The following is a 22,026-nucleotide window of genomic DNA, read 5'->3' as shown; positions in this document are numbered from 1 at the left end:
ATTTAGCCAATGAGCAACATCCATGATGACCAAATTGAAAGCTGGCTGAAGAAGCTTGAACGAGAAAGCTGGCAGCTTGAGCTACTCGTATCGGCTTTTACCATTTTCTTACTAATAGGGGCAAATTCGGCTTTTGATGAGTTTATTGTTCAAGTTCAATACGAGTACAATTTTTCCGGATCTGCTCTCGCTATTATTTTCATTTTTTTGATTCTAATCCAAAAATCAATTCTGGCCTTGACCATCAGCCTTATTATTCATTTAATGCTTAGAGGTTTTTGGATAGGTGCAATTGGATTAAGATCGGTTCAATCTTCAATTGATTTCGGAAAACTCAACTATAATGAGTTCTTTACTGATCGACTCAAAAAGAAAGTAATAAGTCTGGACCGTATGGTTATCATGCTGGACGAAATATGCAGTGTCATATTTGCTTTTTCATTTTTGTTGATTTCTATCCTCATTGCCTTTGGAATGTATCTTTCGTTCGTAGGGGTCTTTGGTGTTGCTTTTAGCGCAATCATAAATACACTCCCAGCGGGTGGATTGCAAAATTTTGCTATCATCCTTATTGTCATATTATTTCTCTTTTTGTTGTTAATAGGAGTGATTTATATGATCGATTACTTTTCATTAGGCTTTTTTAAAAAGATTCGGTGGTTTTCAAAATTCTATTATCCATTTTATCGGCTGCTGAACTTCATCACTCTTTCCGGGCTAAGCAGAAGTATCTATTATTATTTGATCAGCAAGTTTTCTAAAAAACGCATCCGTTTTGTATACGGGATTGTAGGGGTTATTGTGTTTGCGATGATGCTATTTTCGTTTGATCAATATCAGTATTTCCCGGATGGAACAAATCCATACACCATTTCAGCGGATGTATATGATGATCAGCGCCCCGATGATCAATACATCAATACAATAAGCATTAATTCTAATTTCATAGATCAGCCACACTTTCAGGTATTTCTGAGGTACGACCCGTCTGATAATATATTGATAAAGGCAAATTGTCCTGAATTTCAGCCCCTAAAGGATGATGGATTGAACTGGAAGCTTAGAATAGAATCTGATGGTCCTAACTTTCATATTACAGGAAGAGATTATTCAGATGAGGATTTTTCTAAACTCCTTGAATGCCATCAATCTATTTACCAAATACAGGTTAATGATTCTATTTATACAAATTTGAAGTTCCACTTCTACACGCATCCTCACAAGAAGCAAAAGGGACTTCTAACGACTATACCAACGTCAGAATTTTTGAATGGTGAAAATAAGCTTATCGTAAAAAAAATAAGCATAGATTCAGTCGGAGCGAGGAACCCTATCGATTATGCACAAGCAGTTTTCTGGTATAACCAATACTAATCTAGATGGTCTTTTATCCAACTAGCCGCTGTGGAGCTCAAAAATTCCATTATTTCACTTTTTGTTTTTCCGCTTTTCTTTGGCACATTAAAAGAGTGGTCTGCGTCCGACACTTCCTCAAGCGTTGGGTTAGGCAGCTCTAATAAGACCTCTTTGATCAGGTGAATGTTCGCCAGTTTATCATTTGAGCCTTGCAGGAATAGCTGTGGTATTTGAAGTGTTTTCAAATGATCCGCTCGATCCTTAGAGTCTTTACCGGGAGCGTGCAAAGGGAATCCGAAATAGACAATTCCCTTTACATATTCAAGGGGTTCTGCAGAGAGTAGATGAGAAGCCATCCGGCCTCCATACGATTTACCTGATAGGAATACTGGAAATCCGGGATACATATTATGTATGTATTCGGCTACCATTTTCCACGTTTCGATATTCGCTTTTGGCGAGCCAGGTGACTTACGTCCTTGCTCCATGTAAGGAAAATTGAATCGTATGGTTGTGATGTCCATATCAGCTAGTCGCTGTGCCATGCTGTGCATAAATGGGTGATGCATGCCTGCACCAGCTCCATGAGCCAGGATAAGGATTGCCTGTGCTCTGGGAGATTCATTTACCTCTGCACTAATTTTACCAAGATTATCATTCAAGAATAGCTCCATCATGTAAATTTACGAAGCTCGCGAGAGTATGTGTACATTGAGCCCTGAAATCTGAATTTATGGAATTGACCGTACTTGGATGTGGAGATGCATTCGGAAATGGAGGTAGAAACAATACCTCTTTTTTAGTATCTGACAAGGATGAACGGATTCTGATTGACTGTGGAGCTACCACCCTTATCAGGCTTAAGGCAGAAGAAATTGATCTGGATGAAATTTCTACTATTATCATCAGCCACTTTCATGGGGATCATTTTGGAGGAATTCCTTTTTTTCTGATTAGTAGTATGTTTGAAAACCCTCGAAAAAACCCATTGTCTATCGTTGGACCAAAAGGAGTAGCAAAAAGAGTATATGAACTGCAGGAAGCCATGTATGCTGGCACTGCTGCAAAGACTCTTGAGATGGATTTGACTTATTATGAATATGAGCAAGGAAAAGCAATTACTATTAAGGATAAGGTGATTCATGCCTGGGAAGTAGACCACAGTTTGCCTTCAATCCCTCATGCCGTCCGCTTGGAATGGAGAGGGAAGAGCGTGGCGTTCTCAGGAGATACTTCTTGGACCGATAACTTAGTTCCATTATCAAAAGGTACCGACCTATTCATTTGTGAATGCAATTTTTTGGATAAGGTGAGTTTTGGACATTTAGGCTACTCTGAACTATTAGAGAAGCATTCTGCGTTTGACACCAAGCAACTATGGCTCACCCATATGGCGGACGAGGTGATTGAAGCCAAAGACCTTAAAATCAATCGATTATCAGATGGGCAAAAACTTATTATCTAGTGCTAAATAATAAATTCATTTGGTTTATTCCCGCAGGTATGGTGGCCTTGGGTATTTTACTTTTATCCACCGTGTTGGCTATTCCTATCCAGGTAGAAGGTGTGAGTCATATCGATAAATGGGAGCACTGTTTTGCATACTTTGTTTTGGTAGTCAGTTTTCTGATTGCTTTTCGCAAGACAGAAATATTAAGCAAGAAGACTTCCCTTATTCTGGTGTTATTAGCCAGTGCTTATGGTTTTGCGTTGGAGTTGGTTCAGTATTTGTTCTTCGAATTTCGTGTTTTTGAATGGATTGATGCGCTTGCAAATATGCTGGGTGTATTTCTTGGCTATGGTTTATTTAAACTGTTTGTTCGTGGCTAAGAAGAATCTTTACTTCATTATACATAAACCCTTTAAGGTGCTGAGTCAGTTTTCCAATGAAGGTGAAAATATCGGGCTTGGGGCTATATATAATGATCTTCCAAAAGATGTATACCCTGTTGGTCGTCTGGATCTGGATAGTGAAGGGTTACTGATTTTAACTAATGATAAGTCATTAAATAACAGGCTTTTAAATCCAAAACATAACCATCAACGAACTTATTGGGTGGAAGTGGATGGAGGTCCCGATAAGGAAGCACTTCAACAGCTTGAAAAAGGTGTGGAGATCAATGTCAGTGGGAAAAAGCATAGAACCAAACCAGCAAAAGTAAGTATCGTCACTCCTGATATTCCTGAACGAAACCCTCCTGTCAATTACAAGAAACATCCTATTCGAACCTGGCTACAGCTTTCACTTACGGAAGGAAAAAACCGGCAGGTCAGAAGAATGACGGCAAAAGTAGGTCACCCTACCTTGAGACTATTACGTGTTGGGATCGAAGATTTAAGTCTCGAACCACTAAAATCCGGAGAGATTACTCAGGTTAGTGAAAAAGTGATCTATAAAAAGCTAAACCTTCTTTAGCTGCCAGTCAAGCGAATATTTCCCACTTCCAAGTAGGTATATCGTTGCAAAGCCAAAGAAATAAAGGAGTGGAAATTCCTGTCGCCCCCACGGATCATCAGCATGAATTACAAATGCAGCTACAAGCATAGTAAGTGCAGGCAATACAGTTGCTAATCGAGTTTTATAACCCACAATCAATAAAATAGGACTGATAAACTCTGCAAGCACAGCGAGAATCAGGGTAGGAGCTTCACCAACACCAATTGGATCTGCAAAGGATAAATCACCTGAAATAAGTTTATTAAATTTTCCCCAGCCATGTGTCAGCATCATGCTGCCTACGCTAAGTCTGAGAATTAATGACGCAAGATTGGGATAGATCATTCTTCTTGATTGTTCTTTTTTATTTTTAGTGCCCTTCGATACACTCCAGGTGAACTGATAATTATTAAAATTGTGTCCCATATGCGAATCCACGCACTAGGTCGGCTTTCATCTCTATTTTTAGACTCAAAAAACTTGATAAGTTTCTTAAGGCTGTTATCCAGTAATGTGAGATACAGGACAATAGTCATAAACCAAATGAAAGCAATATTGAAGTAAAAGGTTGGGATTTTTATATCACCAAGAATCTTATTAGGAGAGTAGAAATGCGCACGCCCTATCGATGAATAAGGCCGCATGTAAATAGGGTCCTTCTTTTGAATCAGTTGGTCATCACCTCTATATACCATATTAAACTGGGCTCTATTCATTAACAGATCCTCGAGAAACTGGTTGTGATATTTATTTTCCAACTCAGCAAAACCTTCTTTACCAAGCTCCTCAACTAATTTGATGTATAAATCATCGCGCTTTTTCTGTGCTTTTAAATAGTCTGCCGCGAACTGATCTTTTGCGTAGAGCAAGTAGTTATGAAGCCTATCACCTATTGAAGTGCTGAAATAAGCTGACTCAATCTGATCTATATATGGAAATCGTCGCAGAGAATGGATTTCAGCTAGATTTGTTACTTCATTTTTTAATATCCGGAAAGAGCGCTTTTTATCACTCCAGTCTGCACTATCACGAAGAATCTCCTGATTAATGGCCATCATCTCAGGAACCATAAATGATCTGTATACTGAAGTTCTACTGATCTCTTCATTTACTTCAAAGAAGTGTTTTTCATAATCGTTGTATCTAAATTGGGCTACAGCTAGTGCTTCATACGCCCATCGTGAAGCCATCATATCACCTACAATCGGCACATTTTTTTGATTGCTCAACGAATGGTGCAACTCATCAAATTTGATCATTGCACCTCCAAGGAGGAGTTGAGGAACAAGAATGAATGGTATCAGAATATAGATATTAATGACAGAATTGAGTGCAGAGGAGATGTTTAGCCCTATCAAATTAGCAAAACATGAGACTGTAAAAAGTACAGTCCAATAGTACAATGTCATCCCATGAATTTCCAGGATATAATTTCCAATCAAAACAAATGAAATAGTCTGAATGCCCGAGAGAATGAAGAGGTACACAATTTTGGAGTTTATGTAGCTTATTCTGGAAAGGTTCAGAAATGATTCCCTTTCAAGTATTTGCCTGTCTTTATATATCTCCTGTGCACTTACAGTCAGCCCCATAAATAGTGAAACCACAATGGACATAAACAGATAGACTGGCAGGTTGATATTCTCAGAAAATGAGTACACCTTTTCGGGTGAGTATTTCGAGAAGTATCCAAGAATGAAAGCCAGGAGTGGAGCTTCCAACATATTAATGATAATATATTGCCTGTTAGAAATCTTAGAGAGTAGGTTTCGCTGACTAAATATTTTAAACTGATTCCAGCTATCAGGGATTCGGAAGTTTGTTGGTGGGAGTACAGATTCATATTTTAATCGAACCAGTTTTGGTAAAATATTCTCTTTGTACTTCGAATACCAAACCGAAGGGTTTACTCTTCGCTTTTTAGTTGAACGCCCGCGCTCATCTATTTCTCTGGCTTCTATTATTTGAAGAATCTGTTCAGGAATTACATTACCACAGCGTGGGCACTCACTCTCTGCTGCATTAACCTGAGTATTCATGGTTTTGAAATACACTACCGCATCGATAGGGTTGCCATTATATATTGGATAGCCTCCTTTGTCGAGTATCCAGAGTCGATCGAAGAGTTTGAATATCTCGGAGGAAGGCTGGTGTATAATCGCTACTACAAGTTTTCCTTTTCTTGTAAGATCTTTCAGCAGCATCATCATCTTTTCAGAGTCCATTGATGAAAGACCTGATGTTGGCTCATCTACAAATAGCACGGAAGGTTCTCTCATGAGCTCCAACGCAATGTTTAAGCGTTTTCTTTGCCCTCCAGATATAGTTTTGTTAAGAGGATCACCAACCTTAAGATCCTTAATGTCTTCCAGGTCAAGGTCTTCCAGTACTTTATGAACAGTCCGATCAATTAGATCTTCTGAAAAATCACTAAAACAGGTTTTCGCATTAAAATATAAGTTTTGATATACCGTCAGTTCCTCAAAAAGCAAGTCATCCTGAGGTACATATCCAATTACACCTTCCGTTGAAGCTTGCTCAAGTGAAAAGCCATTGATATGGAGTCGTCCATTATCCAAATCAATCTTTCCATTCAAAATATTCATGAGGGTAGTCTTACCAGTACCACTACCTCCCATAATGCCAATTAGTCTCCCCGAATCTTCAGAAAATGAAAATGCCTTCAGACCATTGCTGCTGTTTTTGAATTTAAATTCAATCTTATCACCGGCAAGTACCACACGTGTGCTGGTCTCGTCCTGAATAAATTTTTTAGTAATCTCTGATTCATAGATGGAGGAAATATTTGGCCCTTTTATGATAGACCCGGGCCTTAGTATATACGATTTACTGGGAATGATTTTTATCCCTTCCAGAAATAAGTTAAGTGGTCCGTCATACCTAAAAACAAACGTACTTACACTCTTGAGATAGAGCACAGTGATTTTACCAAATAGATTTTGAACAAATAAGTGTCTGGCCTGATTGTCTTTTTTCTTTTTCCTTATTATCCAGGCCATCTCTTCAGGCCACTCAGTTTGCTTGTTATCTATTATCAGAATTTTCTCCTGATTGATCTCCTTATCATCAGGTTTAAGAATGAAATTTTTGAGGTTTAGTACATCTTCTTGATCCAGATTGAAATTTAGAGCTACCAAAGCGGCAAACTCTTCTTCTTTGTCTGTAACCTTCTCATCAGCTCGAATTAACTCCATCAATTGCATGAAAACAATGAGTCGTTCAGATCTGAGTAACTCCTTATTCAGCTGATTGCATATTTTGGCAATTTGCAGAATACTCGTGCTATCAATGCTAATCCCTTCACTGTCTTTTGCTGTAGGCTGATCTTTATAAAAATTCAGATAATCATAAAAAAGCTTAATGTATTCTGCAGTTAATGTCTCATTGTTGAGGTTTTTCTGAAGGTAAGGGCGAATGACCAATTCACCGGAATCAACTGCATCGGTATCTTCTTTCGCGCTCTCGATTATGGCAAAGAGGTGTACTAATGCATTAATTATGGATTCGGTCATAGGATGTTTTGTAATAAAAAAGCCTCAACTTTCGGTCGAGGCTCTAAAAATATCATTTCGGGAAAGATTATCCAACGATGTGATCTCTCATCTCTTTCACGCTGTTGGCAATATCTGAAAATTGTCCCTCTGTCATTTCAGTACCTTCACCTAGTTGTTCATAAGTAAGACTAATAAATCTAAGGTTAGGAAGCACCTTACTCACATTTACATCGTCCTTATGGTTTTCCATTAATTCTACAAGTTTATCTACTTGTGCTTTCTGATTGGCTAATACGGCCATAAGCTCACCTTTGTTCTCACTCATTTTTACAAGTTCACAAGTAATATGCAAGCCTTCTATTACACTCCCTGCTATAACTAGAATGGAAGTTTTTTCCTCTCCGTTTTGATTAAGGTAATTGTAGGTATCATAAAATGACTCTGTTACTATGAAAATCAATGAATCTACATTGTCCATATTATTTTCAATACGCTGAGCCATTGATTCATTAAAAGCAGATGTAATATTCAGGTCATCTATCAGCTTTTTTGACACATCAAGAAAATCGATAGTTTCCTGTGTCTTATCAAAAGTTGCAGCATAACTTAGGTCAGCGCCATAAACGCCAAGATTTGCAGCCTTTTGCCAGGTAGCAATATATTTATCTGAATTGGCCGGATCATTTACAATTTCCGGTGAATAGGTAGTATTCGCATTACTTAGCATTTGTGAAACTTCAAATGCTGTGGGAAGTGGATATGTGAATTCCTTTTCCACAAATGTTTCAATTTCCTCTTTTTTCTCTGCGGTTGATTCATCAGATGCTTTATTACCTCCGCCACAGGAGATCAGGAAGAAAGCAGAAGTGAAGAGTGAAAGGTGTATGATTTTCTTTTTCATCATTATGTAGATTTTGATCAGCTAAATGTCAATTCAAATTCAAGATTAATCTTTTAATTACATTCATCAAACACTTATTGGAGCTAATTACCTTAATAATATCATTTAAGTCCAAATTTTGATATGTGCCATGCTCTTTCATGTAAATAGTAAAATAGCATTTTAAGCAAACTCTCAACAAGCGCAATTCCTGTTGCTTTTTCAATTGCCATAGGATCTTCTCTAAAAATGAATATAGCCACTAAAAATGTAGTTAGCGAAGCTATAACGCGCCATGTTAAAGTTTTATACAAATGCCTGATTGCACTTTTAACCTCAACTTTTAAAGAGAACCAAATTCTTTCATGATAATAGTAAAGAATCATTTTAAAACTGGTCTCTATTAAAGCTACCCAAGAAGCTTTTTCTGTTGCATTTGGGTCCTCCCTGAAGAAAAACATGGTAAGAAGGAAGGTTGTGCCTGTTGCTATCACCCTCCATGTCAATGTTTTAAGGATATGTCTTTTTCTACTATTCATTTGTTTTTCCAAAGTCAGCAAAAATATCCTTGAAATGATAACCATCATGCTCTATTTGGAAAAATTCTGTTTTAATAATTCAATTCTTAACTCTCAGGAGTGAATTGGTCATTTTACCGATAAAGATTTAGGTAAAAGTCAATTGTATTTAGTTTCTTAGAAAGTTCAATTTTACCTTGAGTTATAATTGTCATGGCATTAGGAAAAAACCTAACAAAGAAAACAAGCGAGATTACTGCGGAAGAAAAAGCCGAAAAGGGGAAGCAGAACCAAAATGAGTCGATACAAGAGGGTGAGAGAGATGAAGAGTTGGGTTTACAAGCAAGGCTCCATCAATTTTGCGTTTTCAAATCAGGAGGAGAGGAGTATGCTATACCCATCCAGTTGGTTAGTGAGGTAGTAAAATGCCCTCGTGTCTCATTATTGCCGGAAATGCCACCATATATTTCTGGAATGGTTAATGTGAGAGGAAATATCTACGGAATTCTTGATTTGGCTACCTTCTTCAATCCTCATAATCATTCAAATGATAAAACGTACAATTATTTATTGGTTTTAGAACATGAAGAATATAAAATGGGAATCGCAATACCTGAAGTGCCTGACACATTAATGGTTGCAGAAAAAATGATTGAAGAGTTGTCTGCTTCTAGATTAAAGTCCGTCACTGGTCAGAAATACTTAAAAGGAATTATTAAAAAAGATCGTCGAATGATTATCCTATTTGATATATTAGGAATGATTACTGGCGATCAATTTACTCAAACTGCCTAAGGATTAATTTATTGATAGTTAACCATAACCAAAATGCTTAAGAATTTTACCATTCGAAGAAAGATGATGTTGTTTATCCTCGGATTGACAGTAATCATCTATGTCGTAACACTAGGATATATAAGCTACAATCTGCGGAATAATGCGATTAGCGAAGCAGAGAAACTTGCTGATTCCTATGCCAAACAAAAAGCCAATGAAATAAAAGTGATTATTGATGAAGATTTGGCTGTTTCGAGAATCATGGCAGTAGCCGTAGAAGAATACACACTTCTTCCTGATGATCAACGCAACAAACTACGGAAATCACTTTTGGATAAAGTGCTCGTGATGTATCCAAAGTATGATGCAACCTGGATGAGTTGGCAGCTGGAGTTTATCGATCCAAACTGGGATAAAAGTTATGGACGAGAGCGCTTTAACTCATACATGGACGGGGGCGAGGTAAAATCTTCTTTGGAGCTTGCTGAACTAGATGGAAGAAAAGCAAGCTCAATTTATGAACGATTCAAAGCAGAAGATGACCTTAAAGAGTTATTGAGTGAGCCTTACTGGTATTTAGATTATGATTATTCATCCAATACCAGAGACTCACTATTAGGCATTTCTCCTACCGTACGATTTGAAGTGGATGGAAAGTTCGCCGGTGTAATTGGAACAGATATGTCTGTTGATGATTTTCAAGGTATTTCAGAGGTAGACTTTTATGAAAATGCATATGCGCTACTTGTTTCGGGCGGAGGTGTAATTACAGCTCATAAAAACGCCGGTCTATTCAACAAACAAATGGATACGCTTAACATTATCAAAAAAAGCCCTGTTAATGTATCTGAAAAAATGCAAGAAGGAAAGCCTTTTTCATACCGCACCCATGATGATTCACTGGATGATGATGTATATGTTTCCTTCGCAAATATTCCAGTGGGCAGATCTAATGAATCCTGGTGGGCTGTTTTTGTTGTTCCCGTTTCTGAGATTACAGCCCCATTTAATGCTACATTTCGTTTAACACTCATTATTGGACTGATAGGGCTAGTCTTCCTTACCTACACCATTTGGAAACTTGCGAATAGAATTACCGACTCTTTAGATGAATCTAATAGTCTTTTGAAGAATCTTGCGAAAGGAGTATTAGATAACTCGCTTGTGATAAAGAATATTTCTGGCGATGAGCTTGGGGAAATAGCCCATTCGGTTAATATCCTGCTTGCTGAACTAAGGAAAAAGGCAAATTTTTCTCGCGAAATTGGTGAAGGTAATTTAAACGCTGACTTTGAAGTTGCTGGCGAAAATGACGTTTTAGGTGCCTCATTAATAATGATGAGAAACAATCTCCGATCCGTAATTGATGAAACAAACAATGTCGTTCAGCATGCAGAAGGTGAAGGAGACCTAAAATCACGCATGAACTCTGATAATAAATCCGGAGCATGGAGGGAACTTAGTATTTCGATTAATAGTCTTCTGGAATCAGTTTCTAAACCATTCATAATACTGAATGAAATGGCTAACCGAATGGCAGAAGGCGATTTAACTGTTAGATATACAGAAGAAGCGAAAGGAGACATCCTTCAACTAGCTGAAAATTTAAATAAAGCTTTAAATAACCTTGATGAATTACTCGATGGAATTGTTAAGAATGCAAATATCATTGGTGATTCCTCTATGGAGATGCTTTCAGCCAGTGAAGAGATGAATACCAACACCGGCGAAATCGCTTCCGCAATTGCAGAAATGAGTAGCGGGGCACAAAATCAGGTAAGCAAGGTAGATGAATCATCAAACCTTGTTGAAAGCATTCAACGAGCAGCTTCTAGTATGAGTGTTCAGGCAGATGAAATCAATGTGGCAGCACATAAGGTATCTGAAAGCTCTGAAACAGGACTCAAAATGGTGAACAAGGTAGGCTTTAGCATGAAGGACATCAAAGCCTTTGCGAATGACACGAATGAATCCATTCAGGTACTTACTGAGCGAAGCAAAGAGATAACCAGGGTTTTGGGTATTATCACTGATATAGCTGCTCAAACCAATTTATTAGCCCTAAATGCAGCTATTGAAGCTGCTCAGGCTGGTGATGCCGGAAGAGGGTTTGCAGTAGTTGCAGAAGAAATCAGAAAACTCGCTGAAGATTCAAGAAATTCAGCTAGAGAAATTGAAAAACTAATCACAGACGTCCAGAACGATACCGCTACTGCGGCTAAAGTGATTGAAGTCATGAATGAGAGCATTCTTGGAGGTGAAAGTGCTTCTAATGATGCATCCGAGGCGTTCAGAGAGATAGCCTCATCTTCAAATCAAAATCTGGAGATATCGAAGCAAATTCTTGATGCTACCAAAGAACAAATGGATAGCATAAAGAATGTGGTAAGTATTACTGAAGGCATTGTGGTCATTGCTGAGGAAACGGCCGCAGGTACAGAGCAGGTTGCAAGCTCGGCTACTGAGCTTAGCGCTGGAATGGAGAGCTATACACAACGATCGGAGGAAGTTACCGAAATTGCTAAAACGCTCAAGGATAAGGTAGGCATGTTTAAGTTATCACAGAAAGGTGATTAATAAATGATAGTCTATTCCATTATAAATCATAAAGGAGGAACAGGAAAAACGACCACTGCAATCAATTTAGGAGCAGCATTAAAGCGTCGGGCCAAGGATGTTTTACTCATTGACCTTGATCCACAAGGCAACCTTAGTTATTCATTGGGTGTAAACGAATTTAGCCAGTCCATGGCAGATGCTTTGTTAGGTGAATGTTCTCTTGGAGATGTCATGGAAATCCGGGAAGGAATTACTGTTGCTCCATCAGATAATAACCTTGCAGATACGGAATTATCGCTGGCACGAAGTGAAGGACAAGAAAAGGTTCTATCTCAAATGCTCACTGATGCAAAAGGTTTTGATTTTGTTTTGATTGATTGTCCACCTTCTTTATCAACACTTACACTTAATGCTTTGCTAGCTGCAGACAAGGTAATTATACCCATGCAAATGGAGGTGCTGAGTCTCCAGGGATTAGACCAGATTGTAGATACGATTAATAAAGTACAAACCTCGTATGATAAAGACTTGTCCATTGAAGGAGTTCTTCCAGTAATGGTAGATAAAAGGAGAAAGCTTAGTATAGAGGTAGAAGACTACATCAAAGAAAATTACGACTTAAGAATCTTCAAATCCCATATAAGAAATAATGTAAAAGCTTCAGAAGCCCCTTCATTTGGAAAAAGCGTTATTTCGTATAAACCAACTTCTAATAGTGCGGTTGATTACATGCATTTTGCTGATGAAATTTTAGAATTAAATGTGTAAAGAATGGCATTGGGGAAGAATTTAAAAAAGCAGCAGTTAATTGCAAGTGAGAAAAAGAAATCTCCCAAAAAGAAAGTGGAGAAAAAGAAACTTATTAAAAAGAGCTCTGTGAAAAAAAAGGCAACTGAGCCTGGAAAAGCACAAATAATAGGAAATTTCATAACAGAAAAGGAACAGAAAAGAAAACAAGAACTAAGGAAAAAATTCCGCGAAGAAATCGAAAGCCTTTCAAATCAAATAGTTCAATTTGTGGTGTTTAATGTCGGTAATGAAGAGTATGCGGTAGAAATAGCTAAGGTTAGTGAAGTAGTGTCAACACCTAAACTTTCAGAAGCACCTAACAGTCCGGCTCACGTGAAGGGCATTGCCTCAATCCGCGGGAAAACCTTTTTAGCAATGGATCTCAGACGCAAATTCGTGAATAAATCCGAAGAGTTATGTGAGTATTTTCTAGCCGTTAAAGCTAAAGATAGTCCTATTGGATTTCTTCTAAATAGTTTGCCGGTAACGCTTAAAACCTCTGGGGACAACATCACCAGTGACGTTTCGATGATAGACAATACAACAGGCACATCATCATACATTAAAGGGTTGATTCAGTTGGATGATCGAATTATTTTTTACCTGGATATCGATGAATTGGTTCGAAGTGATCATACAGTTGTTGTTCCTGATGAATTTTTGAAATAGATGGCAAGTAAGCTTAAAATATTAGTTGTAGATGATTCTGCATTCATGCGGTTGCTTGTTACGGATTTGCTTTCAGAGGATTCACAAATAGAAGTGGTCGGAACAGCCACGAATGGATTGGAAGCAACAAAGCAGGTTTTAACGCTTAAACCAGACATTGTTTTGCTAGATCTAAATATGGCAGACTATGACGGTTTATATGCAGTGAAAGCTATAATGGAAAGTCGCCCAACGCCGATTTTAATTTTAAGCTCAGTTGGAAATACAGATTTGCAACCCATTTTTGAAGCACTGAAAAACGGAGCTGTTGACTACATCAATAAGCCCGACCGGAATAAATCGAAAATGCGAGAGCTTCAAAAGGAGCTGATTCAAAAAATAAAAAGCACATCTCGTGCAAAACCCAAAACGATCACTGCTGCTAAGAAAACAGTACAGGTGGTATCAAAAAAAAGGGGCAAGAAGAAGTCTAATTATGATCTGGTAGCCATTGGGGCTTCTACTGGAGGGCCTACAGCAATTGAAAGGGTTTTAAGTTCATTACCCGCTGATTTTGATATTCCTATTATTGTCTGCCAACATATGCCGGCAGTATTTATTCCTCAGTTTGTTCAGCGCCTAAGCTCTTTGACGAACCTTGAGGTGGTTTCAGCGACGAAAGGTGCTAAACCAACACCAGGGGTAGTGATGTTTTGCCCAGGACACGCTAACCTAATACTAACAAAGAAAAACAATGAGGCAGTAATCGATTTTACGGATGAAGTCTATCCTGACTATAATAACCCTTCTATAAATGCAATGATGCTTAGTGCAGCTAAGATTTATAAGAATAGGATGGTAGGTGTTTTGCTGACAGGGATGGGAAAAGATGGAGTAAAAGGCATGATAGCAGTGCACGAGGCAAAAGGAAAAACCATAGCGCAAAACAAAGAAAGCAGTGTAATATATGGAATGCCTAAAGCCGCGAACGAGTCAGGTGCTGTAGATGAGATTTTGGATATTAAAGAAATTGGAAACTATCTGGTCAACGATCTATAAGTGAATTCGAAAGAAGAAGAATATCGTCAGTTATTTTTAACAGAAGCCCTCGAAAACTTTGAGGAGCTAAACCGTTTATTTGTCGAGCTTGAAAAGGATCACTCAAGTAAACGAGCCATCGCCAATATATTTCGAATAGTCCATACCCTCAAGGGTAATGCAATGGGGATGGGTTATGACAAAATCGCGGATTTGTCTCATACAGTTGAAGATATTTTTGGTGCAATAAAAAATGGAGATATTCCATTGGATACTGAATTGGTCAATAGTTTGTTTCGTGCCAATGATAAGCTTGGAGGATTGATCAATGCGATCACCACTAATGAGAAGGTTAGCTATCTTGGTATTAAAACGAAACTATCTGTATTTCTGAAGAATGCCCTTGAAGACGCTGGTAAACCCTCTGATGATTCCGATGAGCCTCAAGAGCCTGAAATAGATACTGATCAACCACAAGAAGAAGTAAAAGAAGAGGGAGGAAGTATCAAGTTTGCAGATGTCGTACAGATTCCCGTAAAGCGCATGGATGACCTGCTTAACATGGTTGGGGAGTTAGTAATCGAGCGAGATCGGCTGATATCTCTATTTGGGGAAGAAGGAAAAAGTACGCTGGAATTTGAACGTCTAAAACGCATTTCATCTAATCTACATTATGGTATCATGAATGTGCGAATGGTGCAGATGGGGTTTCTTTTCAATAAATTTCACAGGGTGCTCAGAGATGCGGCAGCCACAGAAAAGAAGTCAGTAGAACTTGTTCTCAAAGGCACTGAAGTAGAGATAGACAGGAATATTCTTAAAATCATTAGCGATTCCATGGTGCATTTGGTTCGTAACGCCGTTTCACATGGAATAGAATCCTCAGAGGAGCGTAAAAACTCAGGGAAAGACCTAAAAGCAAGTGTAACGCTATCTGCTACATTAGAAAAAGATAGTGTAGTCATCACCATTTCAGATGATGGAAAGGGTATAGATAAAGAGAAGATCAAAGAGAAAATCGTTAAGAAAAAAATGGTTTCACAGGAGGTAGCAGACAAGCTCAGCGAAAATGAAATCATCCGATACATATTTGAGCCAGGTTTTTCAAGCGCTGAAAAAATCACTGAAATATCAGGAAGAGGTGTTGGTATGGATGTCGTTAAAAAGGCTGTAGAATCAATTGGTGGGCAGGTTCTGGTAGAAACTGAAATAGGAATTGGTACATCTGTTCACCTGGTGCTTCCTTCTTCACTTGCTTTAAAAGGAGCACTCTTATTTATAGTAGACGATCAAGAATATGCTATTCCACTAACCTATATTGATTCTGTTACATATCTCACAAAAGACAATATTCACCATGTTGCGGATAATTTAATGATTGACTATAATGATAAGTCAGTTCCAATTGTGTTTTTAAAGGGGCTACTTAACATTCGCAACCTGAATGACTTTGAGCAGCATGCCATCGGCCAGCAACCTCTCCAAAAGATTGCAAATGATTCTCAGCTAAATGTTGTTATAGCCTCGCATTCCGGACGATTATTGGGGTTAGTCGTGGATCGGCTGGATCGGCAAAAAGAAATAATAGAGAAAAAACTACCTAAGCCACTGAATAACAGTCGATTACTCAGCGGGTCAACCATCCTTGGATCCGGAAATGTCTGTCCGGTGCTTGATGTCGCATCAATAATGGATATATTGTTTCAATCAGCAACTAAAACCACACAATCATAGGAACGATAACAACCGATATGATTAGCGATGAGGAGCTTACAGCACTTATGCAAGCTATAAACAATCGTTATGGATTAGACTTTACAAACTATGAACGGTCCTCCTTAAAACGAGGAATAGTACGACTGATGCTCAAGAACAATATGGATTCCATCATTGAGTTGTGGTCTTTGGTTTTAAAAGACAATGAATTTTTTCAAAATGCGATTGATGACTTACTGGTGAACCTGACTGAGTTATTCAGAAATCCTGATGTATGGATCAAACTTCGTGGTGAAATTATCCCAGAGATACCAAACAAGTCACTGAAAATATGGCATGCAGGATGCTCTACCGGCGAGGAGGTCTATACAATGAATATCGTACTTGAGACACTAAATTTGCTAAATAAAACAAAATTAATAGCAACTGATTTAAGTAAGACAGCACTTGCAAAAGCTACAAAAGGTGATTATTCCCTGATAACCTTAAAGCAGTATTTGGTTCCGTTTCTGAAATTTTTTCCAAATCGTGAAATGAGTGACTATTTCGACTTTCATGATAAACATGCAACGATTAAAACCAAATACACAAAAAATGTGAGCTTCAAACGCCACAATCTAGTAATGGAGCAGATGAATGATACGTATGATATCATTTTTTGCAGAAATGTAATGATATACTTTGATGATTCGCTTAAAAGAAGAGTCTTAGATCTTTTACATAGCTGCCTGAAACCCAATGGCTATTTGATCATTGGCTATTACGACATCATGCCTGACTATGGTAAGACAAAGTTTGGAATTTATGATGTACGCACTCGTATTTATAAGAAATTAAACGAAACAAAACAGTAAGACCATGCGAGTACTCATAGTAGATGACTCAACATACATCAGATCAAGCTTGCGTTCGTTGCTTCATGACAATGGGTATGAAGTGGTCGGTGAGGCCAAAAATGGCGAATCAGCCATAGATCTTGCGCTTGAATTAAATCCTGATGTTATTACGCTAGACAATATTTTGCCGGATATGACAGGCTTGGATGTATTGAAAACGATTAATACAGACGACTTTACATCAAAAGTAATCATGATAAGTGCTGTAGGACAGCAATCTGCTATTGTAGAGGCAATGGAGAATGGCGCAAAACATTACCTGGTAAAACCATTTGACAATGAAGAATTAATCGGTATTTTGAGGGGACTCGATGAAGAAACTTAACAGTTCACCTAAAATTTAACTGAGATTTAGAATAAAGAATTATTTTGAGAGCCCAACTAAGACTTAAAAATTGAGAAGATGATAGCAGATTTGAACGACTCTGAAATGAAGGTAGCCACCAAACTGATATTTGATGGGCTTTCCATGGCGAAAGCATCAATGGAGCAAATACTTCAAAGTCCTGTGAGTATCGAACAGATTGATTATGTAAATGCTGAATTAGAGACCAGTCGATTTGGTGGCGCCAACCAGGATGTTCACCTTATTAAAACAGAATTGATGGGAGAGCTAAAAGGAACCAGCCATTTAATATTTTCTGAAAAAGAGGTGTCAAAACTTTACGAAGCATGTTTGCCTGAAAAAATAGTAAAGGATGATTCCAAAGAGAGTATGATCATGAAGTTAGGTTTTCTTACCGAGATTGATAATATGGTCTCAGCAGCAGTTATCACCGAGTTTTCTAATTTTTTGGGAGTTGAAATTTATGGAAATGTGCCATCATTGAAGGTGCTTAAAGCAACGGAACTAAATGATTTTATAGATAAAGAATCCAGCGAATTTGAATCAATGATTCATTTTAAAGCCGTATTGCATGGAAAAGAACTAGATATATGTCCAGACTTTATTTGGGTATTTCACAATAAGTTTGTGGATAAAATAAAGGACCTGGTTTAGCTACTCATTATCACCCTAATCGTACTGCTATAGCAGTGATAAATTTAATTAAGTGATAAAACAGTAATAAAAAGAAAAATGAGCAAGACAGTATTGATTGTAGATGACTCTATTTATATGAGGTCATTGATAAAGTCTGCATTGGAAGGTGCAGGCTTTGAGGTAGTAGGTGAAGCCCAAAATGGAGAAAGTGCCATTGATTTAGCTGTGCAATTACAGCCAGATTTGATTACATTAGATAATATTCTTCCTGACATGATGGGGTTTGAAATTCTTAAAGTATTAAAGGATGAAGAAGTACCATCAAAAGTAATTATGGTAAGTGCAGTTGGCCAGCAAACAGTGGTGAACAAAGGACTATCACTCGGGGCTTCAGAATATATTGTTAAACCATTTACCGAAGAGGATTTACTCAAGGTAGTAGAAAAAGTACTTGCATAGTTTTATGCAACTTCTATGATAAAGCGACTAACCAATTTACCTATTCGCCAAAAATTTGCGGTAATTATTATTCCGCTCATCGTTATCATTTTGGCATTCGATTACTTACAGGTAAGGTATCATTACCTTGATTATTCTGATAGTGTCAGACTAAACAAGGCGATCACTGTCGGGATTGAAATCAATCATGTTGTTCATGAAATACAAAAAGAGAGAAGTATTTCTTCCGGATTTTTGGCCAATGAGGGAGATAATTTCGGTATTAAACTCAATAGGCAAAGGGAGCGAACAGATAGTACGCTTCAGCAATACTACAACGAACTCTCAAGCGGTGAACTTGATGAATTATTGACATTTCACCGCACAGACCTGGATCAATTAAATGCCCATTTTGACAAAATAGCAGCCCTTAGAAAAAGTATTGACCAGCATAGAATCAGCTCTGAAGAATCAATAGATAGATTTTCAGAGGTTAACAATATTGCATTAAATACGGTAATTAAGCTGATAGATGAAACAAGAGATAAAGAAGTAGCACAACAGATCCATGCAATTATTTACTTTTTGAAATCAAAAGAGTATGCAAGTATTGAGCGAGCAATCGGCACTCAGGCATTTTCTCATAATCATATTGGGTTTGATCTTTATAATCGCTTTACAACTTTAGTTTCAAGTCAAAATTCTTATTTGGATGCCTTTACCATTATTGCAAATGAAGAATCAATAGACTATTACAATCAAATCGTACAGGGAGATGAAGTTGAGGAGGTAAATAGAATGCGTGAGGTTGTTTTTGCCAATGATACACTTTCTGAAAATCCAGATGATTGGTATGAGGCTAGCACAACCAAAATTAACCTGCTTAAAAGAGTAGAGGATTATATGTCTGACAATATTCAGACAAAGACTCAGGTTATAGCAAAACGTTCTGTTCAAAATTTCTGGACCTTTCTTATCCTTGACATAACCATCGGCATCATCGCGTTTTGGTTGATGACAACATTGGTCACAAACCTTCTCAAGAACGTAAAAATTCTTGAAGCTTATACCAGAAGAATCTCAGCCGGGGATATGAGCAAAAAAGTAGTGATTCCAACAAAGGATGAGCTTGGTCAATATGCCAATACTTTTAATAAAATGGTCTTTGAGATCAAGAAGTCTCACTTTGAACTACGAAAACAACGCGACAAAGCGAAGTTTCTATATAAGAATATCTATGGTGTTTCGCTTGTGGTTTTTGAAAATATAGAGCAGGGTATTTTCCTGCTTGATAAAGAGTTTAAGATTTCAAAATTTCATTCAAAAGCAATGAAAGAAATCTTCAACAATGACCGGATTGCTGGTGAAAACTTTTCAAACTTCATGCGCCCACTCATCTTGCCAAGAGAGTTAGAAGCATTGGAAATGTTTATGCGCCACCTCTTCAATGAAGACATGGATGAAGAGGTAGTAAATCAGCTGAACCCTATTGATCAAGTAAAGATTCATACGGAAAACAATGGGATCGTAGCTACCAAATATATCCGTGTAGACTTCACAAGAATCTTTCGAAAGGATAAGATTCAAAATATCATGGTCACTGTTTCAGATGAAACCGAATCGATTTTACTTCAGCAGCACTTGAGCGAGGCTGAGAAGAAGAAACAGCAAGAGACAGAAAGAGTGTTAAGCATTCTTAAGATTGATCCTTCCATTCTACGTGGCTTTCTTCACAATTCTCGTAAAATGCTAAAGAGCATTTCTGAGAAGTATGAGAAAAATGATAAGGATGAATACTCTGAGCTACTGAGTTTTACTTTTGATATTATTCACAACCTCAAAGGAAATGCGGTTGTAATCGGCATGGAACTTATGGCTAATAAATTTCATGAAATTGAAGACGGCATTACAGAGCTTCAATCTAAGGATGTCAGAGGTAAAGACTTCCTAGCCATTTTATATGAAGTAGATGAAGCAGATCGTATGATTGCGGAGATAGCCGAAATGCTTTATAAGATCATCAATATCTACAAAAAATTTCCTGCTGAGGGTGATTCGGTATCTAATATTATGGTTATTGATTCACTGGAACGAGGAGCTGAATTGATTGCAAGAGAAGTTGGTAAAACCGTGAATGTGACATTTGATAATATTGAGAATGTCATTCTTCCAGAAGCATATATCAATCCTTTCAAGGATATGATGATTCAACTTATAAGAAACTCTATCGTCCACGGCATTGAGGCACCTAGTGTCCGAATGAATGATAAGAAGGTTATTATGGGGGAGATTCTTATTGAATTATCCAAATCGGATGAAGAGATGTTTATCCGTTATAAAGATGACGGAAGAGGGCTTGATATGGATCGCATTAAGCATATGGCTGTTGAGCATGGTATTGTTACTGAAACACAGCTAAAGAAAATGGAAGTCTCACAAGTTATTGACCTCATTTTTCATGAAGGATTTTCAACATCTGATAAATCAGATGAACACGCTGGCAGAGGCCAGGGTATGCATTTGGTTAAGTCAATTATTGATGAATACAAAGGCGCTTACGAAATCACCTCCACTCCTGGCAAGTCATTCGAAATGACTATCAAATTACCAATAATTAACACCAAGAAGGTTGAGGAATGAAGAAGCGATTACTAATAGTGGATGATTCGTCAGTAATGCGGCGAACAATCGAAAAAAACCTGGCAAATTACGATATGGAAATCATTGGTCAGGCAGCTAATGGAGTAGAAGCCGTTCAAATGGTGATGGATAAAAAACCCGATGTGGTGACACTTGACATCACTATGCCAGAGATGGACGGAATAGCTTGCCTTGAGGAAATAATGAAAATTAATCCTGAAACCAAAGTGATGATTATTACTGCACTTGCAGATAAACTTACTGGCCTCATCGCCTTAGATAGAGGCGCCAGGGGGTTTATGTATAAACCTGTAAATGCAGATGACCTGTCCAGGGCATTTGATAAATTATTGAAAAGGGATGGAGAGTAGGAAAGAAGAATTCGAAGCAACGTGCAATTTGTTCATTAATTCTGTGAGCAATTACTTCAAGCATCTCACAGAGATTGACTCAGATATGAAGGTTCCTTACTTAAAGGAGTCTGATGGGCTGGTGCTTAAGGATTTTACTGGAATGATTGGGATATCCGGAAGCAGGCAAGGGTTTGTCTATATATCGGCTAATAGAGAAATGTTTGCGGATTTAATTAACCTTTTTATTGGAATAGAAGACCCTAGTGAAGAAGATATATTAGATATGGCTGGGGAAATTTCCAACGTTGTAGCTGGTAACGTTCGAGCCAACCTTGGCGCAAATTTTATGATCTCAGTACCTACAGTTTTTGAAGGTATGCCGGAGGAATTAAATATTCCTGAAAATGTTTCCATGTACGTCATTCCAATAAAATGGAATAACCATGAGGCTTTTGTTGTACTAGGTTTAGATTAAGGATTTGTG

General features: G+C 37.8%; 22 protein-coding genes. 17 read left to right on the top strand and 5 right to left on the bottom strand.

Translation table 11 applies throughout. From position 1 onward, the window contains the following. Positions 1–9: 9 nt before the first annotated feature. On the top strand, positions 10–1,374 hold the full coding sequence (locus CHB71_RS05370; protein ID WP_089355876.1) for a hypothetical protein: 1,365 nt from the start codon (positions 10–12) through the stop codon (positions 1,372–1,374). Here the strand turns inward: CHB71_RS05370 and CHB71_RS05365 are convergent. Beyond that, entirely contained in the window at positions 1,371–2,033 is a 663-nt protein-coding gene (locus CHB71_RS05365) for an alpha/beta hydrolase family protein (protein ID WP_144017338.1), read from the bottom strand. The two genes, CHB71_RS05370 and CHB71_RS05365, sit on opposite strands and share 4 nt — an antisense overlap. 56 nt (positions 2,034–2,089) lie before the next feature. Between CHB71_RS05365 and CHB71_RS05360 the strand changes: the two genes are divergently transcribed. From CHB71_RS05360 to CHB71_RS05350, 3 genes are read left to right on the top strand one after another with little or no spacing between them, the layout of a single operon-like run. Beyond that, positions 2,090–2,821, top strand: a complete 732-nt coding sequence (locus tag CHB71_RS05360; RefSeq protein ID WP_089355874.1) for an MBL fold metallo-hydrolase — start codon at positions 2,090–2,092, stop codon at positions 2,819–2,821. Then, positions 2,821–3,186 carry a VanZ family protein gene (locus CHB71_RS05355; RefSeq protein ID WP_144017337.1) on the top strand — a complete coding sequence of 122 codons (366 nt, stop codon included), beginning with the start codon at positions 2,821–2,823 and terminating at the stop codon, positions 3,184–3,186. Before CHB71_RS05360 ends, CHB71_RS05355 begins: the two co-directional genes overlap by 1 nt. Beyond that, positions 3,179–3,772: a pseudouridine synthase gene (locus CHB71_RS05350; RefSeq protein ID WP_245811218.1), complete on the top strand. Its 594-nt coding sequence runs from the start codon at positions 3,179–3,181 to the stop codon at positions 3,770–3,772. Before CHB71_RS05355 ends, CHB71_RS05350 begins: the two co-directional genes overlap by 8 nt. On the opposite strand, the gene CHB71_RS05345 is transcribed toward CHB71_RS05350, so the two are convergent. From CHB71_RS05345 to CHB71_RS05330, 4 genes are all read right to left on the bottom strand, one after another. Next, complete coding sequence (locus CHB71_RS05345; RefSeq protein WP_089355871.1) at positions 3,758–4,138, bottom strand: DoxX family protein; 381 nt, start codon at positions 4,136–4,138, stop codon at positions 3,758–3,760. The two genes, CHB71_RS05350 and CHB71_RS05345, sit on opposite strands and share 15 nt — an antisense overlap. Then, on the bottom strand, positions 4,135–7,326 hold the full coding sequence (locus tag CHB71_RS05340) for an ATP-binding cassette domain-containing protein (protein ID WP_089355870.1): 3,192 nt from the start codon (positions 7,324–7,326) through the stop codon (positions 4,135–4,137). The genes CHB71_RS05345 and CHB71_RS05340 overlap by 4 nt, the downstream gene beginning before the upstream one ends. 67 nt (positions 7,327–7,393) lie before the next feature. Then, complete coding sequence (locus tag CHB71_RS05335) at positions 7,394–8,212, bottom strand: hypothetical protein (protein ID WP_089355869.1); 819 nt, start codon at positions 8,210–8,212, stop codon at positions 7,394–7,396. A 98-nt stretch (positions 8,213–8,310) separates the two neighbouring features. Next, the gene (locus tag CHB71_RS05330) at positions 8,311–8,775 is read right to left on the bottom strand and encodes a DUF2061 domain-containing protein (protein WP_089355868.1); all 465 of its coding nucleotides are present in this window, start codon (positions 8,773–8,775) and stop codon (positions 8,311–8,313) included. A 144-nt stretch (positions 8,776–8,919) separates the two neighbouring features. Between CHB71_RS05330 and CHB71_RS05325 the strand changes: the two genes are divergently transcribed. The 13 genes from CHB71_RS05325 (at position 8,920) to CHB71_RS05265 (ending at position 22,017) form a co-directional block, all read left to right on the top strand. Beyond that, complete coding sequence (locus tag CHB71_RS05325) at positions 8,920–9,501, top strand: chemotaxis protein CheW (protein ID WP_089355867.1); 582 nt, start codon at positions 8,920–8,922, stop codon at positions 9,499–9,501. Between the two features lie 33 nt (positions 9,502–9,534). Beyond that, the gene (locus CHB71_RS05320) at positions 9,535–12,060 is read left to right on the top strand and encodes a methyl-accepting chemotaxis protein (protein ID WP_089355866.1); all 2,526 of its coding nucleotides are present in this window, start codon (positions 9,535–9,537) and stop codon (positions 12,058–12,060) included. Between the two features lie 3 nt (positions 12,061–12,063). Further along, positions 12,064–12,810 carry a ParA family protein gene (locus CHB71_RS05315; protein WP_089355865.1) on the top strand — a complete coding sequence of 249 codons (747 nt, stop codon included), beginning with the start codon at positions 12,064–12,066 and terminating at the stop codon, positions 12,808–12,810. Positions 12,811–12,813: 3 nt separating this feature from the next. Then, positions 12,814–13,500 (top strand): chemotaxis protein CheW, encoded by a 687-nt coding sequence (locus CHB71_RS05310; protein ID WP_089355864.1) that lies wholly within the window; start codon positions 12,814–12,816, stop codon positions 13,498–13,500. Beyond that, on the top strand, positions 13,501–14,538 hold the full coding sequence (cheB, locus tag CHB71_RS05305; protein ID WP_089355863.1) for a chemotaxis-specific protein-glutamate methyltransferase CheB: 1,038 nt from the start codon (positions 13,501–13,503) through the stop codon (positions 14,536–14,538). After that, positions 14,539–16,251 carry a chemotaxis protein CheA gene (locus tag CHB71_RS05300; protein ID WP_089355862.1) on the top strand — a complete coding sequence of 571 codons (1,713 nt, stop codon included), beginning with the start codon at positions 14,539–14,541 and terminating at the stop codon, positions 16,249–16,251. It abuts the gene before it with no gap. Positions 16,252–16,268: 17 nt separating this feature from the next. Further along, on the top strand, positions 16,269–17,087 hold the full coding sequence (locus tag CHB71_RS05295; protein ID WP_089355861.1) for a CheR family methyltransferase: 819 nt from the start codon (positions 16,269–16,271) through the stop codon (positions 17,085–17,087). A gap of 4 nt (positions 17,088–17,091) precedes the next feature. Beyond that, positions 17,092–17,454 carry a response regulator gene (locus CHB71_RS05290; RefSeq protein ID WP_089355860.1) on the top strand — a complete coding sequence of 121 codons (363 nt, stop codon included), beginning with the start codon at positions 17,092–17,094 and terminating at the stop codon, positions 17,452–17,454. Positions 17,455–17,532: 78 nt separating this feature from the next. Continuing rightward, entirely contained in the window at positions 17,533–18,129 is a 597-nt protein-coding gene (locus CHB71_RS05285; protein ID WP_089355859.1) for a hypothetical protein, read from the top strand. A gap of 78 nt (positions 18,130–18,207) precedes the next feature. Further along, positions 18,208–18,570, top strand: coding sequence for a response regulator (locus tag CHB71_RS05280; RefSeq protein WP_089355858.1), 363 nt, complete (start codon positions 18,208–18,210; stop codon positions 18,568–18,570). A 15-nt stretch (positions 18,571–18,585) separates the two neighbouring features. Next, a complete protein-coding gene (locus tag CHB71_RS05275) occupies positions 18,586–21,189 on the top strand; it encodes a nitrate- and nitrite sensing domain-containing protein (RefSeq protein WP_089355857.1) in 2,604 nt (867 codons plus the stop codon). Then, a complete protein-coding gene (locus CHB71_RS05270) occupies positions 21,186–21,560 on the top strand; it encodes a response regulator (RefSeq protein WP_089355856.1) in 375 nt (124 codons plus the stop codon). The genes CHB71_RS05275 and CHB71_RS05270 overlap by 4 nt, the downstream gene beginning before the upstream one ends. Further along, positions 21,550–22,017, top strand: a complete 468-nt coding sequence (locus CHB71_RS05265) for a chemotaxis protein CheX (protein ID WP_089355855.1) — start codon at positions 21,550–21,552, stop codon at positions 22,015–22,017. Before CHB71_RS05270 ends, CHB71_RS05265 begins: the two co-directional genes overlap by 11 nt. Positions 22,018–22,026: the final 9 nt, after the last annotated feature.

It is taken from the genome of Ekhidna lutea (genome assembly GCF_900188325.1).
GTDB classification, from domain to species: Bacteria; Bacteroidota; Bacteroidia; order Cytophagales; family Cyclobacteriaceae; genus Ekhidna; species Ekhidna lutea.
The sequence above is the reverse complement of the archived record's forward strand: the minus strand, read 5'-3'. Positions and strand labels throughout refer to the sequence as shown.

Excerpts from the sequence above, each read along its gene's own strand:
- CHB71_RS05370 (WP_089355876.1), top strand. The coding sequence starts at position 10 with ATGAGCAACATCCATGATGACCAAATTGAAAGCTGGCTGAAGAAGCTT.
- CHB71_RS05365 (WP_144017338.1), bottom strand. The coding sequence starts at position 2,033 with ATGATGGAGCTATTCTTGAATGATAATCTTGGTAAAATTAGTGCAGAG.
- CHB71_RS05360 (WP_089355874.1), top strand. The coding sequence starts at position 2,090 with ATGGAATTGACCGTACTTGGATGTGGAGATGCATTCGGAAATGGAGGT.
- CHB71_RS05345 (WP_089355871.1), bottom strand. The coding sequence starts at position 4,138 with ATGATCTATCCCAATCTTGCGTCATTAATTCTCAGACTTAGCGTAGGC.
- CHB71_RS05340 (WP_089355870.1), bottom strand. The coding sequence starts at position 7,326 with ATGACCGAATCCATAATTAATGCATTAGTACACCTCTTTGCCATAATC.
- CHB71_RS05335 (WP_089355869.1), bottom strand. The coding sequence starts at position 8,212 with ATGATGAAAAAGAAAATCATACACCTTTCACTCTTCACTTCTGCTTTC.
- CHB71_RS05330 (WP_089355868.1), bottom strand. The coding sequence starts at position 8,775 with ATGATGGTTATCATTTCAAGGATATTTTTGCTGACTTTGGAAAAACAA.
- CHB71_RS05325 (WP_089355867.1), top strand. The coding sequence starts at position 8,920 with ATGGCATTAGGAAAAAACCTAACAAAGAAAACAAGCGAGATTACTGCG.
- CHB71_RS05320 (WP_089355866.1), top strand. The coding sequence starts at position 9,535 with ATGCTTAAGAATTTTACCATTCGAAGAAAGATGATGTTGTTTATCCTC.
- CHB71_RS05315 (WP_089355865.1), top strand. The coding sequence starts at position 12,064 with ATGATAGTCTATTCCATTATAAATCATAAAGGAGGAACAGGAAAAACG.
- CHB71_RS05310 (WP_089355864.1), top strand. The coding sequence starts at position 12,814 with ATGGCATTGGGGAAGAATTTAAAAAAGCAGCAGTTAATTGCAAGTGAG.
- cheB (WP_089355863.1), top strand. The coding sequence starts at position 13,501 with ATGGCAAGTAAGCTTAAAATATTAGTTGTAGATGATTCTGCATTCATG.
- CHB71_RS05295 (WP_089355861.1), top strand. The coding sequence starts at position 16,269 with ATGATTAGCGATGAGGAGCTTACAGCACTTATGCAAGCTATAAACAAT.
- CHB71_RS05290 (WP_089355860.1), top strand. The coding sequence starts at position 17,092 with ATGCGAGTACTCATAGTAGATGACTCAACATACATCAGATCAAGCTTG.
- CHB71_RS05285 (WP_089355859.1), top strand. The coding sequence starts at position 17,533 with ATGATAGCAGATTTGAACGACTCTGAAATGAAGGTAGCCACCAAACTG.
- CHB71_RS05280 (WP_089355858.1), top strand. The coding sequence starts at position 18,208 with ATGAGCAAGACAGTATTGATTGTAGATGACTCTATTTATATGAGGTCA.
- CHB71_RS05275 (WP_089355857.1), top strand. The coding sequence starts at position 18,586 with ATGATAAAGCGACTAACCAATTTACCTATTCGCCAAAAATTTGCGGTA.
- CHB71_RS05270 (WP_089355856.1), top strand. The coding sequence starts at position 21,186 with ATGAAGAAGCGATTACTAATAGTGGATGATTCGTCAGTAATGCGGCGA.
- CHB71_RS05265 (WP_089355855.1), top strand. The coding sequence starts at position 21,550 with ATGGAGAGTAGGAAAGAAGAATTCGAAGCAACGTGCAATTTGTTCATT.